General features: G+C 69.5%; 15 protein-coding genes and 2 pseudogenes. 5 read left to right on the forward strand and 12 right to left on the reverse strand.

Features of this window, described 5'->3' with window-relative positions:
• Positions 1-22 precede the first annotated feature (22 nt).
• The 4 genes from ACZ5K7_RS37170 to ACZ5K7_RS37185 all read right to left on the reverse strand — a co-directional run bounded on the left by ACZ5K7_RS37170 (position 23) and on the right by ACZ5K7_RS37185 (position 3,514).
• On the reverse strand, positions 23-1,336 hold the full coding sequence (locus ACZ5K7_RS37170; protein WP_468920876.1) for a Clp protease N-terminal domain-containing protein: 1,314 nt from the start codon (positions 1,334-1,336) through the stop codon (positions 23-25).
• Positions 1,317-2,633: a caspase family protein gene (locus ACZ5K7_RS37175; RefSeq protein ID WP_468920879.1), complete on the reverse strand. Its 1,317-nt coding sequence runs from the start codon at positions 2,631-2,633 to the stop codon at positions 1,317-1,319. Before ACZ5K7_RS37175 ends, ACZ5K7_RS37170 begins: the two co-directional genes overlap by 20 nt.
• A 1-nt stretch (position 2,634) precedes the next feature.
• Positions 2,635-3,003, reverse strand: a complete 369-nt coding sequence (locus ACZ5K7_RS37180) for an effector-associated constant component EACC1 (protein ID WP_468920882.1) — start codon at positions 3,001-3,003, stop codon at positions 2,635-2,637.
• A gap of 112 nt (positions 3,004-3,115) precedes the next feature.
• A complete protein-coding gene (locus ACZ5K7_RS37185) occupies positions 3,116-3,514 on the reverse strand; it encodes a helix-turn-helix transcriptional regulator (RefSeq protein ID WP_351705021.1) in 399 nt (132 codons plus the stop codon).
• A gap of 106 nt (positions 3,515-3,620) precedes the next feature.
• Here ACZ5K7_RS37185 and ACZ5K7_RS37190 point away from each other — a divergent pair, with 106 nt between their 5' ends.
• The 3 genes from ACZ5K7_RS37190 to ppk2 are packed head-to-tail and all read left to right on the forward strand — an operon-like array spanning position 3,621 to position 5,959.
• A complete protein-coding gene (locus ACZ5K7_RS37190; RefSeq protein WP_468920885.1) occupies positions 3,621-4,775 on the forward strand; it encodes an inorganic phosphate transporter in 1,155 nt (384 codons plus the stop codon).
• 14 nt (positions 4,776-4,789) lie between these two features.
• A complete protein-coding gene (locus ACZ5K7_RS37195) occupies positions 4,790-5,020 on the forward strand; it encodes a hypothetical protein (protein ID WP_351705027.1) in 231 nt (76 codons plus the stop codon).
• A 33-nt stretch (positions 5,021-5,053) separates the two neighbouring features.
• A complete protein-coding gene (ppk2, locus tag ACZ5K7_RS37200; RefSeq protein WP_351705030.1) occupies positions 5,054-5,959 on the forward strand; it encodes a polyphosphate kinase 2 in 906 nt (301 codons plus the stop codon).
• 231 nt (positions 5,960-6,190) lie between these two features.
• Here ppk2 and ACZ5K7_RS37205 read toward each other — a convergent pair.
• The 4 genes and pseudogenes from ACZ5K7_RS37205 to sodN form a co-directional block, all read right to left on the reverse strand.
• Positions 6,191-6,798: pseudogene (locus ACZ5K7_RS37205) on the reverse strand (transposase); the annotation flags it as partial.
• A gap of 10 nt (positions 6,799-6,808) precedes the next feature.
• Positions 6,809-7,894 carry a hypothetical protein gene (locus ACZ5K7_RS37210; RefSeq protein ID WP_468920889.1) on the reverse strand — a complete coding sequence of 362 codons (1,086 nt, stop codon included), beginning with the start codon at positions 7,892-7,894 and terminating at the stop codon, positions 6,809-6,811.
• 132 nt (positions 7,895-8,026) lie between these two features.
• Positions 8,027-8,473: pseudogene (locus ACZ5K7_RS37215) on the reverse strand (hypothetical protein); the annotation flags it as partial.
• A 405-nt stretch (positions 8,474-8,878) separates the two neighbouring features.
• Entirely contained in the window at positions 8,879-9,274 is a 396-nt protein-coding gene (gene sodN, locus ACZ5K7_RS37220; RefSeq protein WP_055634112.1) for a superoxide dismutase, Ni, read from the reverse strand.
• Positions 9,275-9,419: 145 nt separating this feature from the next.
• Here sodN and sodX point away from each other — a divergent pair, with 145 nt between their 5' ends.
• Positions 9,420-9,872, forward strand: a complete 453-nt coding sequence (gene sodX, locus ACZ5K7_RS37225; protein WP_468920958.1) for a nickel-type superoxide dismutase maturation protease — start codon at positions 9,420-9,422, stop codon at positions 9,870-9,872.
• Here sodX and ACZ5K7_RS37230 read toward each other — a convergent pair.
• Positions 9,758-10,405 (reverse strand): CGNR zinc finger domain-containing protein, encoded by a 648-nt coding sequence (locus tag ACZ5K7_RS37230; protein WP_468920892.1) that lies wholly within the window; start codon positions 10,403-10,405, stop codon positions 9,758-9,760. The two genes, sodX and ACZ5K7_RS37230, sit on opposite strands and share 115 nt — an antisense overlap.
• A 101-nt stretch (positions 10,406-10,506) precedes the next feature.
• Between ACZ5K7_RS37230 and ACZ5K7_RS37235 the strand changes: the two genes are divergently transcribed.
• Positions 10,507-11,277, forward strand: a complete 771-nt coding sequence (locus tag ACZ5K7_RS37235) for a class I SAM-dependent methyltransferase (protein ID WP_468920895.1) — start codon at positions 10,507-10,509, stop codon at positions 11,275-11,277.
• Positions 11,278-11,342: 65 nt separating this feature from the next.
• Here the strand turns inward: ACZ5K7_RS37235 and ACZ5K7_RS37240 are convergent, their stop codons facing one another.
• From ACZ5K7_RS37240 to ACZ5K7_RS37250, 3 genes are read right to left on the reverse strand one after another with little or no spacing between them, the layout of a single operon-like run.
• Positions 11,343-12,143 carry an amino acid ABC transporter ATP-binding protein gene (locus ACZ5K7_RS37240; protein ID WP_468920898.1) on the reverse strand — a complete coding sequence of 267 codons (801 nt, stop codon included), beginning with the start codon at positions 12,141-12,143 and terminating at the stop codon, positions 11,343-11,345.
• On the reverse strand, positions 12,140-13,069 hold the full coding sequence (locus ACZ5K7_RS37245) for an amino acid ABC transporter permease (RefSeq protein ID WP_351705045.1): 930 nt from the start codon (positions 13,067-13,069) through the stop codon (positions 12,140-12,142). The genes ACZ5K7_RS37240 and ACZ5K7_RS37245 overlap by 4 nt, the downstream gene beginning before the upstream one ends.
• A gap of 30 nt (positions 13,070-13,099) precedes the next feature.
• The gene (locus ACZ5K7_RS37250) at positions 13,100-14,059 is read right to left on the reverse strand and encodes an ABC transporter substrate-binding protein (protein ID WP_351705048.1); all 960 of its coding nucleotides are present in this window, start codon (positions 14,057-14,059) and stop codon (positions 13,100-13,102) included.
• Between the last annotated feature and the right edge of the window lie 446 nt (positions 14,060-14,505).

Below are 14,505 nucleotides of genomic sequence, written 5' to 3' on the forward strand. Positions count from 1 at the left end.
CGTGCCGGATCGGCTCAGGGACTCAGCTCATGGCCCAGACGTAGGGATCGTGGCCGGGGGGCGGGCCGGCCTGAGCGGTGGGGGCCGGGGTGCGGATGCCCGAGGTGGTGGCGAGGGCCTGGCTGACATGGGCGGCCGTGACGGTCAGCGCGCCGTCCGGGGGTGTGTCCGCACGGGCCGCGTGGGTCCGGGCCAGGGCCGCCGCCTCGTCCAGAAGGTCGAACGCCGAGCCCGGCAGCGCCCGGTCGGGCACGTGTTCGTGGGCGAGGGCGGCGGCCGCCGCCAGGGCCTCGTCGGTGAGTGTCACCGTGTGGTGCTCCTCAAGGCCGGCCCGTCCGGCGCGGAGGATCTCGCGCACGTCGGCGGCGGGCGGCTCTTCGAGCGGGACGGGCTGGACGAGGCGGTCGAGGCCGGGGTCGGGGTCCCGGCGGTCGTAGTCCCTGGGGCCGCAGTCGCCGAAGACCAGGACACCCGGGGCCGCCAGGAGCGGGCGGAGCAGGCCGAGGGGGGTGGTGGCGCCCTCGGGCAGGTGCAGGGGGGTGAGGGCGCCGTTCAGGTAGAGGATCAGGCCGGTGCTCTCCTTGACCTCGGTGAGGAGGTCGGCGATCAGGGCGGTGCCGCGGGCACGGTGATGGGGGTCGGTCAGGACGGCACTCAGGTCGAGCGCGCGGACCCGGTGGCCGAGGAGGGCGTCCGGTACCCGGCCCTCGCCGACGGCCCGGGCGACCCCCACGGCCACGGCCTCCTTGCCCACGCCGGGCGGGCCGGTGAGGAGCGGGACCCGGCGGTCGCGGCGGGTGAGGGTGCGCAGGACCCGGTCGATCTCGGTGGCGCGGCCGATGACGGGCATGGCACCGGCGGCCGGATCCCGGGTGAGGGACGCCAACACGGAGAGGGTGGCCGGGTCCCGGGGGAGGGAGTCCGGGGCGATGAAGGACGCGTGGATCCGCCCGGGGTCGACCTGGTGTTCCGTGAGGATGTCCGCCGGCAGGGTGTGCGCGGTGGCCAGCAGCGCCAGCAGGATGTGAACGGGCTGTACGAGCCGGTGACCGAGCCGGTCGGCCTCCTGGGGTGCCCGTTCGAGGACGGCGGTGGCCTCACCGGTCAGCGGCAGGTGGTCCCCCGGTTCGGCCGTGCCCCTGCCCAGGGCCGTGGTCAGCGCCGCGCGCAGCCCTTCGGCGGGGGTGCCGAGCAGTCGTACGACCTCGGTCTCGTCCGCGACGAGCAGCGCCAGCAGGACATGCCCGGACTCGACGTACCAGTGCTTGAGCGCCCGTGCCTCCTCGCGGGCGAGGTCGACGACCTCCCGCGCCCGGTCACCGAACCTCTCGTACATGGCTCACCCCCGCCAGGTCCGCCCGGGCCCTTCGGGTGTGCGGGTGCTCCGCGCCCAGCAGCCGTTCCCGCACCGCCACCACCTCCCGCAGCAGCGCCAGGGCCTCCTCCCGGCCGCCCGTGAACGCCAGGTTGCGGGCCAGCAGATGCCGGGTCCGCAGTGTGTGCGGATGCTCCGTGCCCAGCACCCGCCCCCGGTCCGCGAGCAGCACCCGGAGCATCCCGACCGCCTCCTCCCGGTGTCCCGCCTCGCCGAGGTTGACGGCGAGGAACTGCCGGGTGCGCAGGGTGTCCTCGTGGTCGGGGCCGAGCAGCCGCAGCTGTTCGGCGAGGAGCCGGCGCAGCAGCCCGGCCGCCTCCACGGGACTGCCGGCGCCGCCGAGGCTGTGCGCGTGGGACTGGCGGCCGCGCAGGGTGTCCTCGTGCTCGGCGCCCAGGATCCGGGTCTGCTCGTCGACGATCTCCCGGAGCAGCGCGGCGGCCCCCGTCCAGTCCCCGGACCGGCCCTGCTCGACCGCGGCCGTGTGGCGGCGGCGCAGCTCGGGTCCGGCGGTGGCGCCGAACGCGCGGTTGATGCCCAGGGCGATCGAACTGGCGGTGCCGGCGCCCCGGTTGCGCGGGGTGGGCAGGCCCTCGGCGGCCATGATGGCGCTCAGGCGGCGGTAGAGGTCGTCGATCGTGAGCAACTCGGGCCCGCCGACCACCCCTTCGCGCAGTAGTCGTATCAACCGGCCGGAGAACGCGGTGTGTTCCTCGTCGGGGAGGGCGAGGGCGACCTGGTCGCGCTGGGCGGAGGTCAGGACGTAGGTGCCGGCCACCTCCAGCCGGTCGATCCGCCCGGTGTCGCCGCTGAGCGAGTCGCCGACGGCCCGGCCGGAGAAGCAGCAGTCGAGGACGACCACCTTGGTCTCGGCGGGGGAGTCCAGGACGGCGTCGCGCAGCTTGTCGTACTCCAGGGAGTTGAACTCGGGCGCCTCCCAGCGGCTGTCCGGCAGCGCCAGGTACAGGGCGTGGCGGCGGCCGGCGACCAGTCCGTGACCGGCGTAGTAGACCAGCAGGAGGTCCTCGGCCTCGGCGACGGCGGAGCGCAGCCGGTCGCCGACCGTGCGCAGGTCGCCGTCGTCGAGCAGGACCGTGCAGTGGCTCTCGGGGACGAGCCGGTACAAGGGCTCGGTGAGCAGCCCGGCGAGATCGGCGACGGTCCGCTCGACGGCCGGCAGGTCGGGCAGTGCCGGGTCGGAGTAGCGGCTGGCGCCGATCAGGACGACCCGGGAGCGGTGGGGGTCGGGGAGGCGCATGTCACCCGCCCTGTTCCGGCCGCTCCTCCAGGGCCTGCCGCAGGAGCTGTTCGACGTCCTCGCGGCTGACCCGCTTGGCGTCGATCTCGACGGCCGGCCCGCGCTCGTGCCTGACGCTCAGTTTCACGTCGCTGCGGCGCGGCTGGGTGATCCAGGCGCGCAGACAGGAGGCGAGCACGGTGAGCGGGCCGCCCGCGCCCAGCAGCACGGACACCGTGTCGAGCGGGACGCCCAGCCGGCCCTCGGCCGGGGCGCCCCCGGTCAGCCGGACCTTGCCGGCGAGCGCCGGCTCGCCGCTCAGCCAGTCGGTCAGGGACTCGGCGTCCGTGACCGGGGCGGGGCTCAGGACAGAGATGATCGCGGTTGCCAAGGTTCCCCCCGATACGTGCACCGACCTTGCCCGACGCGTGCACAGACGTTGCCGGGCGACGGTGTCGACCTTGACGGCCAGTGTAGGGCCGGGACAGCGGAAAGCGACCTGGTCAGTACGGACGGCGACGGGGCCTGGTGAACGTACGGGCCACACAGGACGGGATCACCGTGCTCTCCTCGTGGTCCCGCGCCCGGTACGCGCTCGGCGTCTCCCCGACCAGCTCGGTGAAGCGTGAGCTGAAGGACCCCAGCGACGTACAGCCGACGGCCATGCACACGTCCGTGACCGTGAGGTCACCGCGCCGCAGCAGCGCCTTGGCCCGTTCGACCCGGCGGGTCATGAGGTAGCTGTACGGCGTCTCCCCGAAGGCCTTGCGGAAGCTGCGCTGGAAGTGTCCCGGGGACATGAGGGCCGTCCTGGCGAGCTCGGTCATGTCGAGCGGCTCGGCGTACTCGCGGTCCATGCGGTCGCGCGCCCGGCGCAGCCGCCTCAGGTCCTCCAGGGTCATGGCCTCAGCATGGCATGCACATCCCCCACACGGACCAGCCTTGTTCTTGAACCTTCGTTTGCCTCCGGTTCTCGCGCAATTGGTCCGCGCTTGTTTGCATAAAGGAATGGACCACATCACGTTCCTCGTGGCGGTCGTGATCGTCACTGCACTTGCTTTCGACTTCACCAACGGGTTCCATGACACGGCGAACGCAATGGCCACGTCCATCGCGACCGGCGCGCTCAAGCCGAAGACAGCCGTTCTGATCAGCGGTGTGCTGAACCTGGTCGGAGCTTTCCTCTCGACGGAGGTCGCCAAGACGATCTCCGGCGGCATTGTGAACGACGCCAAGGTGACCCCAGCGATGATCTTCGCGGGGCTGGTGGGTGCGATCCTCTGGAATCTGCTGACCTGGCTGGTCGGACTGCCCTCCAGTTCCTCCCACGCCCTGTTCGGCGGACTGATCGGCGCGGTGTGGGTCGGCGCCGGCTCCGGCGCGGTCAACTTCGGAAAGGTCCTCGAGAAGATCATCATCCCGGCGTTCGCCTCGCCGGTGGTGGCGGGCGTCGCGGCGCTGATCGCGACGTACTGCGCCTACAAACTCACCGCCCGCGGCCGCGAGTCCTCCGTGACCAAGGGCTTCCGGCTCGGGCAGATCGGCTCGGCCTCGCTGGTCTCGCTCGCGCACGGCACCAACGACGCCCAGAAGACCATGGGCATCATCACCCTGACCCTGATCTCCGTCGGCGCCCTCCCGGGCGACGCCGGCCCGCCGGTCTGGGTGATCTTCAGCGCCGGTCTCGCCATCGCCCTAGGCACCTACATCGGCGGCTGGCGGATCATCCGCACCATGGGCAAGGGTCTGACCGAGATCCAGTCCCCGCAGGGCTTCGCGGCGGAGACCGCCTCCACGGCCGTCATCCTGACCTCCGCGCACATGGGCTTCGCCCTGTCCACCACGCAGGTCGCCTCCGGTTCCATCCTCGGCGCGGGCCTCGGCCGGAAACTCGCGGAGGTCCGGTGGGGCATCGCCGGCCGCATGGTGGCCGCCTGGCTGATCACCCTGCCCTGTGCCGCGCTGGTCGGCGGCATCTCCGCGGCCGCGGTCAAGCACGGCGGCAACTTCGGCACGGTCGTGGTCGCGCTGGTCGGTGCCGCGCTCGCGGCGGGCATCGTCCTGCTGTCGCGTCGCAACCCGATCGACGCGAAGAACGTCAACGACGGCCACGAGGTCGCCCTCCGCACCACGCCCCCGTCCAACGTCGGCACCGCCGCCTGAGTGAGGGAGTTCCCATGAGTATCGACTGGACCGCACTCGGGCAGGTCACCGCGGTGAGCATCGGAGTTACAGTCGCAGTGGTGGTCGTCTTCGCCCTCGGTGTCCTCGGGCTCGCCCGTTACGAGGGCGTCAAGGAGCAGGGCGGCACCAGCACCGTGGGCGCAGCCCAGGCGGGGCTGTGCTTCCTCGCCTGCCTGGCGGTGGTGGCGTACGGCATCTACCTGATCGTCCCGCAGTTCCACTGACCCCTGACCCGCTGAGCCGCTGAGGAGGACTGGATGACGACGCCGGACCTGCTGTCCGACCTGGCCGACCTGAAGGTCGACTACAGCGACCCGGACGACCCCGTACTCATCCGCCCGGACGGATCCCCGATCGACACCTGGCGGGAGAACTACCCGTACCCGCAGCGCATGGAGCGCAAGGAGTACGAGTGGCACAAGCGGCTCCAGCAGATCGAACTGCTGAAGCTGCAGACCTGGATCAAGGAGACCGGCCGCCGGATCGTCATAGTCTTCGAGGGACGGGACGCGGCCGGCAAGGGCGGCACCATCAAGCGCTTCACGGAGCACCTGAACCCCCGTGGCGCGCGGGTGGTGGCGCTGGAGAAGCCCAGCGAACGCGAGAGCGGCCAGTGGTACTTCCAGCGCTACGTCGAACACCTCCCGACGGCCGGTGAGATCGTCCTCTTCGACCGGTCCTGGTACAACCGGGCCGGCGTCGAGCGGGTCATGGGCTTCTGCTCGGACGACGAGTACCGGCGCTTCATGCGCCAGGCCCCGCTGTTCGAGCGGATGCTGGTGGACGACGGGGTGGACCTGGTGAAGTTCTGGTTCTCGGTCTCGCAGAGCGAGCAGCGGACCCGCTTCACCATCCGCCAGGTCGACCCGGTACGGCAGTGGAAGCTCAGCCCGATGGATCTGGCCTCGCTGGATCTCTGGGACAACTACACGGCCGCGAAGGTGGCGATGTTCCGGGAGACGGACACCGAGTACGCCCCCTGGACGGTGGTCAAGAGCAACGACAAGAAGCGCGCCCGGGTCGAGGCCATGCGCAGCGTCCTGGCCCGCTTCGACTACGCCAACAAGGACGAGGAGGTCGTCGGCAGCCCGGACCCGCGGATCGTGGGTGCGGCGGCGGGCCTCCTGGAGGCCGGCGAGGACGACCACGGCGGCCATCACTAGCACCGGCGAACAGGGCGGGGCCGACCGGATCTCCGGTCGGCCCCTTTGCTTTCGGAACGGTACGGACACGGTTCGGAGCGGTGCCCGAGGACCTTCCGTATGATCTGCGCCGCCACCGGGGAACAGCTTCCGGAGCCACCACCGTTGACTCAGCTGCCCATGGTTTTCCTTTGAGCAGCGAGAGAGCAGCGAGAGAGCAGCCGGGACATGGCGGGTCGGCCACGAGCTCTTTCAGCGTTGCCGCTCCAGGGTGAGGACCGCAGCCGCGATTGACGACATTCGATTGGGGCTGCAGCGCGCGTGATGGAAGATCCGCCAGGGCTTCAGGCGGGCCACGCGCCTCGCTCGACTGGTGCCCGTGTTGCCGACAGCGCGCGGTTGACGGTGAGCTGGGTCGGTGACAGGTCACGACCGGGTGGGCGTCTGACCGGTGTCGTCACCCAGGGGCCGGCTCCAAGGCAGGCGCGGTCGGCGAGGACCGGGACGCCCTGGCGTTCGCAGATCCGGATGATCCGGTGGGTGCGGGCCGCGGTCAGGTCGTGGGTCCGGCCCGGCAGGGCGGGTGAAAACCACAGAACCCGGCCGGCTGGGTCGGTCACGACCTGGACGTTCACCCCGTGGCGTCGGTGTTTGGCGGAGTAGTCGGCCCGGCCATCGCCCAGGCGGTCGCACGCGGCGAGGGTGCCGTCGAGCAGGACGAAGTCCGGGTCGGCTTCACGCAGGACCTTGAGCAGGCCGGATGCCCGGGCCGCGAGCAGGTCGACCACCCTGCGGATGTAGGCGTGGGCGGTGCCCACCGAGATGCCGAAGCCGACGGCGATCTGTGCGAGGGTGTCGTGCGGCCCGGCCTCATTGGATCAGGTCGGTGTGCGGATGCTCGGGGGAGGTCGGGCAGATGTAGATCTGCATGTTGTCGGTGTTGCCGACTTCGACCTTGGTCGGCTGCGAGGGGCTCTGGCCACAGCAACGTCCGACGGTGTTGGCGGCGTAGGCGGCGGCCTGGTCTTCGCAAGGCGCCCAGCTGTGTCCCTCACCGCCGTCCCATTCGAATGAGGCGATGGTCAGCAGCGGGACCATCCGCACATCACAGACAGTGCAGTATCGGGGGTAGGGATCGGTGCGGCCCCACGGAGGCCAGCCGCCGACCTTCCAGCCAGGCGCGTCTGCCAGATGGACGTCATAGAAGTCCCGCGGACAGTCCGCGTGCTCGGAGCTGTCCACGTCGGCGCCGGCCGCCTGCCATCTGCTCCAGTCCTCCACCATCCGCAGCGTCTGCGGGCTCAGATCGAGGCTGTTGGGGTACTCGGTGATCGCTTCCGGTGCCAGCACGCACGGCTCCGGCAAATAGCCGTCATCGTTCACCTCGTACGGTTCGGGCGGTGTGGCGAGGACGTCGACGACCTCGGCGGCGGACCGCCAGAACAGTGCGGTCGCCGGCTTGTGATGCGGATCGTGGTCGTAGGGGCACCACAGAACCTGGAGCAGATCGGCCTGTCCGGGCGGCCGCAACAGGGGTATGTCGCGCAGATACAGCTGGGCCACGGGCAGCATGGGGACCGGGCAGTCCGCGGGCGGAGGGCCGACGGCGAGCCGCTCCGCGAGCATCGCGGCGTTCCGCTCCTTGACCGCCGCCTCCTCGGGCGTTGTCCCACGGCCATTGTGATCACGGTGCCACCGGGCCTGCATGCGTCTCTTGAGCCGCACGTCGGCCGGCGACTGGCGGAACCCGCTGTCCACGTGCAGGTGCGAGGCTTCACAGTGCGGCCACGGCTCCTCAGCCGGCCACAGCAACGGCCCCCCGACCGAGCTCTCCCCGACCGAAGGCGACCCGGGACGAGGGTGCAGCCGAATCGCAGGACGCGCCAACGGCGCCAGCTCGGGAAAGACCGCGGTCACGTCCACGGGCCGCGGCGGAGTAGTGCGTACGAAAACCATGCCGGTGATCCTGTCACCAGCCACTGACAACCCCTGGCCGCCTCAACCAGCACCGGTGGCAGCGGTGTTCAGCCGGTCACGTCCAACGCATGCAGCCTCGGCCACATCGACAGCAAGCCCGCCCATGTGGCAACCAGCACACTGCAGGGTGATCTGCTCGTCGCCCTCGCCCAGTGTCACAAGGTCGGTGGCCCTGGCCCCGCGCGCGGCCTTCAAGGACTTCGCCGGGGTCCCGGACCTGCCCGCGAGCCGCAGGCCCTCCGGGTGCGCGACCGGCTCCACGCCCGAGCCGGCTTCCCGCAATTCGACATCGACGTCGACCCACTGGCCGTCCCGCATGAAACGGACCGGGCCGGCAGCCATCTCCGTGGTGAGACTGCCGTCCTTGTTCACCCACGTCGTCGACGTCTCGGTGCGCTCCGAGAGCGCTTCCACCCGCGTGCCGGACAGCCGCGCCGCGACCCGGGCGGAAGGGATGTCGACTGCCTGGGTGGCCGTTGCCGGCTTCTTCGGCGCGTCCGCGGTGCGAGGCGGTGCGGCCGCCCCCGAACTCGTCGCGTCGAGGAGGGTGATGGCCATGGCCAAGGCGATACCGCCCGCTGTCCAGCGAGCGCTTCCCCCGTGCCAAGGCCGCCCGCGTCGTCGTGACACGGGTCTGTGAACCGTCATGATTCTTCGACCTCTCACCTTTTCTTCGCCATCACCCATGTGATGACAAAGAAAAGCTATGCGAAAGGTAAAGATTGCAAAGGGTGGCAAAGTCGCAGGAGGTGGATGGCGGGTGACTGTCTGTTGTGGTGATCTGCGTCACCCTGCCGGGTCAACTCGCCTGAGGGCACGGGCAGTTCGCCGCGGCGAGGCTTTCGGGCAGAAAAGACCGCACCCGGACCGTCTGGGTCGCCGTGCTCGGCGGCCTGCGGGCCGGGTGCGGGAAGAGAGACGCTGCAATCGAAGTAATCGCAGGTCAGAAGGCATGGATAAAGATCAGGCCTTCTTGGTCTCCCAGAAGATCTTGTCGATCTCGGCGATGAGCTCCAGGGCCTTCTCGCCGGTCTTCGGGTCCGTGGACGCCTTGGCGGCGGACAGGGCCTTCAGGGTGTCGTTGACCAGAACGTGCAGCTGGGGGTACTTCTCGAAGTGCGGGGGCTTGAAGTAGTCGCTCCAGAGCACCGAGACGTGGTGCTTGGCGAGCTCGGCTCGCTGCTCCTTGATGACGGTGGCGCGAGCCTGGAAGTGCGGGTCGTCGTTGGCGGCCATCTTCTCCTGCACGGCCTTCACCGACTCCGCCTCGATGCGGGCCTGGGCCGGGTCGTACACACCGCAGGGCAGGTCGCAGTGCGCGCTGACCTTGACCTTGGGGGCAAACAGGCGGGAAAGCATGGAGCATTCCTTCCTCGTGATCGTCTTCTCAGGTGGGACATTACTCCCTGGGAAGCCTGATTTCGCGAGTGCCCCCATGGGCTTAGGACAAAAGTCCAGGGTCAGACTGAGACTGGTGGAGGAACGGACCGGGGAGGTGCCGGCGATGCCGGAGCTGTCGCAGGAGACCGAGCGGGGGAGGGGCGCCGCGCCCTTCGGACTGGCCGAGGTGACCGGCCCGTCGATGGTGCCCACGCTGTACCAGGGGGATCAGCTCCTGGTGCGGTACGGGGCCAGGGTGAGGGCCGGTGACGTCGTCGTCCTGCGCCACCCCTTCCAGCAGGACCTGCTGGTCGTCAAGCGGGCCGTGGAGCCGCGCGAGGGCGGCTGGTGGGTGCTCGGGGACAACGCGTACGCGGGCGGGGACAGTACGGACTACGGGACCGTGCCGGAGGAGCTGATCCTCGGCCGTGCCCTGTTCCGCTGGCGGCCGCTCAAGGCCGGTCAGCGTTCGCCGCTGGCACTGGCGCGCTGGGCGCTCTCGGCGGCCCGTCCGGTGCTCTCCGACCGCTCGGGCAGGTCGGGCCGGTCCGCCTCCAGGCGTTTGCGGGCCCGGTAGGCGGCCACGTTGGCGCGGGTCGCGCAGCGGTCCGAGCAGTAGCGCCGGGAGCGGTTGGTCGAGGTGTCGAGGTAGGCGTTGCGGCACGGCGCCGCCTCGCACAGGCCGAGCCGGTCGACGCCGTACTCGGTGAGGTGGAAGGCCAGGCCCATCGCCGCGATCGCCGCATAGCCGGCGGTGGCGTTCGAGGGGTGGTCGGCCAGGTGCATGTGCCACAGCGGGCGGTCGTCCTCGTCCCGGTGGTCGTGGCCGGAGATCTGCGGCGACACCGGGAACTCGAGCAGCAGTGAGTTCAGCAGGTCCACGGCCAGCGTCTCGTCGCCCTTGTCGGCAGCCTCGAAGACCGCGCGCAGCCGGGCCCGTACCGAGCGGAAGCGGGTGACATCGGCGTCGGTGGTGCGGCGGGCCGCCGACGCGTTGACCCCGAAGAGGTCGCGGACGGCCTCGACCGAGGTCAGGGAGTCCTTGCCCCGGACCGGTTCCTCGCTGTTGACGAGTCGGACAGCGTAGTCCGAGTAATAGGCCAGTTCCACTTGTAGTCCTTACGGGGGTGCTCTACGGTCAGTGGGTGCGGTCGGGTAACGGCCGATCGTGCTTCCAGGGTATTACGGGACTTGTGCGGTGGAGGGTTGCCATGACGGACACGCGGACGACCACGACCGGGACCGACTGGGGTGCCTGGCAGAAGAGCTGGGACCGGCAGCAGGAGTGGTACATGCCGGACCGCGAGGAACGCTTCCGGATCATGCTCGACATGGTCGAGGCGCTCGTCGGTACGGCCCCTCGGATCCTCGACCTCGCGTGCGGCACCGGCAGCATCACCGCCCGGCTGCTCGCCCGCTTCCCGGCGGCGGTGAGCGTCGGGGTCGACCTCGACCCGGCCCTCCTCGCCATCGCCGAGGGCACCTTCGAGGGCGACGAGCGGGCCACGTTCGTCACCGCCGACCTCAAGGACCCCGACTGGCGCGCGAGGCTGCCCCACGCCTCCTACGACGCGGTCCTGACCGCCACGGCCCTGCACTGGCTGCACAGTGAACCCCTCGCGGCCCTCTACGGTCAGGTCGCGGAACTCGTCCGCGACGGCGGTGTCTTCATGAACGCGGACCACATGATCGACGACAGCACGCCCAGGATCAACGCCGCGGAACGGGCGCAGCGGCATCTCCGCATGGATCAGGCCAAGGAGTCGGGGGCGCTCGACTGGGCCGAGTGGTGGCAGCTGGCCGCGCAGGACCCGGTACTGGCCGGTCCGACGGCCCGCCGGTTCGAGATCTACGGCGAGCACGCGGACGGCGACATGCCCCCGGCGGCCTGGCACGCGCGCGTGCTGCGGGAGAAGGGTTTCGGTGAGGCCCGGGCGGTGTGGTGCTCGCCTTCGGACACGCTGCTGCTCGCCGTGAAGTAGAGGGACCGAAGGGGCGGTACGACAAGAGTCGTACCGCCCCTTCGGTGTCGTCGGCCGTGGTCCCGTTACAGCACCTTCGACAGGAACGACTTCGTGCGGTCGTGCTGGGGGTTGGTCAGGACGTCGCGCGGATGGCCGGACTCGACCACCACGCCGTCGTCCATGAAGACCAGGCTGTCACCGACCTCGCGGGCGAAGCCCATCTCGTGGGTGACGACGATCATCGTCATGCCGTCCTCGGCCAGGTCCCGCATCACGTCCAGGACCTCGCCGACCAGCTCCGGGTCGAGCGCGGAGGTCGGCTCGTCGAAGAGCATCAGCTTCGGCTGCATGGCGAGCGCGCGGGCGATCGCGACGCGCTGCTGCTGGCCGCCGGAGAGCTGCGCCGGGTAGTGGCCCTTGCGGTCGCCGAGGCCCACCCGGTCGAGGAGCCGCTCCGCCCGCTCCCGGGCCACCGCCCTGGACTCGCGCTTGACCTGGACCGGCGCCTCCATGACGTTCTCCAGGGCCGTCATGTGCGGGAAGAGGTTGAAGCGCTGGAACACCATGCCGATGTCCCGCCGCTGCGCCGCGACCTCCTTCTCCTTCAGCTCGTAGAGCTTGTCGCCGTGCTGGCGGTAGCCGACCAGACGGCCGTCGACGTACAGCCGGCCGGCGCTGATCTTCTCCAGATGGTTGATGCACCGCAGGAACGTGCTCTTGCCGGAACCGGACGGACCGATCAGGCAGAACACCTCGCGCGGCAGCACCTCCAGGTCGATGCCCTTGAGGATGTGCGACAGTCCGAACGACTTGTGCACGCCCTCGGCCTTGACCATCGGGGCGCCGCTGCTCGGCGGGGTGATGTCCTTGGCGAGACCGGTCATCGGGCCACCTCCGGGCGGCGGAACGAACCCCACTGGGCCAGATTCTTCCGCAGCCGCTGCAGCGGGGTGGGCGGGAGGTTGCGCGAGGAGCCGCGGGCGTAACGGCGTTCGATGTAGTACTGGACGATGCTGAAGATCGTGGTCAGGAACAGGTACCAGATGCAGGCGACGAAGTACATCTCGACGACCGCCAGCGAGGTGCTGGAGATGTCCGTGGCCTTCTTGATCAGCTCGGGGAGCTGGACCGCGTAGGCCAGCGACGAGGTCTTCAGCATGTTGATGAACTCGTTGCCGGTCGGCGGGATGATGACCCGCATGGCCTGCGGGAGGATCACCCGGCGCAGCGTCTGGCTCTGGGTCATCCCCAGCGCGTGCGAGGCCTCGGTCTGCCCCTCGTCGACCGACTGGATGCCGGCGCGGACGATCTCCGACATGTACGCGGCCTCGTTCAGGCCGAGTCCCAGCAGGGCGGTGAGGACCGGCGTCATCACCTGGTTCATCTCGTCCTTGTAGAACCCCAGGTTCAGGATGGGGAAGACGAGCGCGATGTTGTACCAGAGCAGCAGCTGGACCAGGACCGGGGTGCCGCGGAAGAACCAGATGTAGAACCAGGACACCGTGCTGGTGACCGGGTTCGACGACAGCCGCATCACGGCGAGGACCACGCCGAGCGCGACGCCGAGCACCATGGCCAGCACCGAGATGTAGAGCGTGGTCCAGGCGCCGGAGACGATGCCCTGGTCGAAGAGGTAGTCGGGGATGACGCTGTAGTTGATCTTCGCGTTGGAGAAGGCGATCCCGATCAGCACCACGAGGGCGACGACCACGACGCCGGACACCCAGCGCCCGTAGTGGCGCACCGGGATGGCCTTGATCTGCTCCGGCGGCACGGACGGCGCCGGAGTCTTGTCGACCGTGTCAGTCACAGTGACGGCCCTTCAGTCGTGCCCGGCCGCTCAGGAGCCGCCGTTGGTCTTGGCCTCGGTGACCGCGCCCTGCGCGACGTTCCACTTCTCCAGGATCTTCTGGTAGTCGCCGTTCTTGATGATGGCGGCCACGGCGGCCTGGAGCGCGTCGCGCAGCTGGGTGTTGTCCTTGCTGATCGCGATGCCGTACGGACCGGCCTCGATCTGCTCGCCGACGACCTCGAAGTCCTTGCCGCCGCCGGAGGTCTTGGCGTTGTAGGCGGCCACCGGGAAGTCGTTCAGGTCGGCGACGGAGGCGCCCTGCTTCAGACGGAGCAGCGCCTCGGGGTCGGTGTCGAAGGTCTGGAGGTCGATGGCCTTGTTGCCGTCCTTCGTACACTTCTCGCTCTGCGCCTTGGCGATGCCCTCGGACGTGGTGCCCTTCTGCAGGGCCACGACCTTGCCGCACAGGTCGTCCAGCGACTTGATGCCCTTCGGGTTGCCCTTCTGGACCAGGATCGAGGTGCCGGCGGTGAAGTAGTCGACGAAGTCGACGCCGTTGCCGACCTTCTTGCCGGTGTCGGAGTCGATGCCGTTCTGGCGGTCCTTGGTGTCGTTCATCGCCGACATGATCACGTTGAAGCGGTTGGCCTGCAGGCCCACGATCAGGTTGTCGAACTTGCCGTTCTGGAACTCGAACTTCACACCCAGCTGCTTGCCCAGCGCGTCCGCGATGTCCGGGTCGACACCGACGGCCTTGCCGCTCTGCATGTACTCGACCGGCGGGTAGGCGATGTCCGAGCCCACCTTGATCACGCCGGCCTTGCGGATGTCGTCCGGCAGCTTGCTCGCCAGCGGGGCCGAGGACGTCGAGGAGGAGCCGCTGTCGCTGCCCTTGTCCGTCTGGTCACCGCAGCCGGTGAGTATCAGGGCGCCTGCGACCGCGATCGCACCGAACGCTGCGGTCCTGGAGCGCGCGACAGTGGTACGACGGGTGGAGCTTGCGGTCATGGTGGGTTCCTCCGGCGGTGGGTTGAACAAGCCGATATACCGATGTGCCTGATATGTCGATCTGCCGATGGGTCGACGGAAACACACACCATCGGGTGTCGCGACCTCGTGGGTTTACGGCATCCTGCCATTGGGATTGCTCCATTCAGGCGTGTCACGATGTCAAAATCGGATAACGGGTGACCCCCGCAACGCGACGGGCAGGGCCTTCCCCGACCCGTCGCCCCGCGCATCTGCGGGAATCCGACCTTCTGGGCGGAAGATCTTCGGTTCACCGCCGGTTCATCGCAGGCCGTACCCCGCGGTCGACTTCCGGTCACTCGCGCCGCTCATCTGTAGGTTGCCTACGACATCCGTGATGTGACCTTGCGCCTATTCGACTCGTCGTGGGAGCGGTCCGTCCGGTAAGAAGGTTCTTTACACCCCTCATCCGGGGCTCCAGGGCG

The organism is Streptomyces sp. NPDC031497 (genome assembly GCF_055580905.1).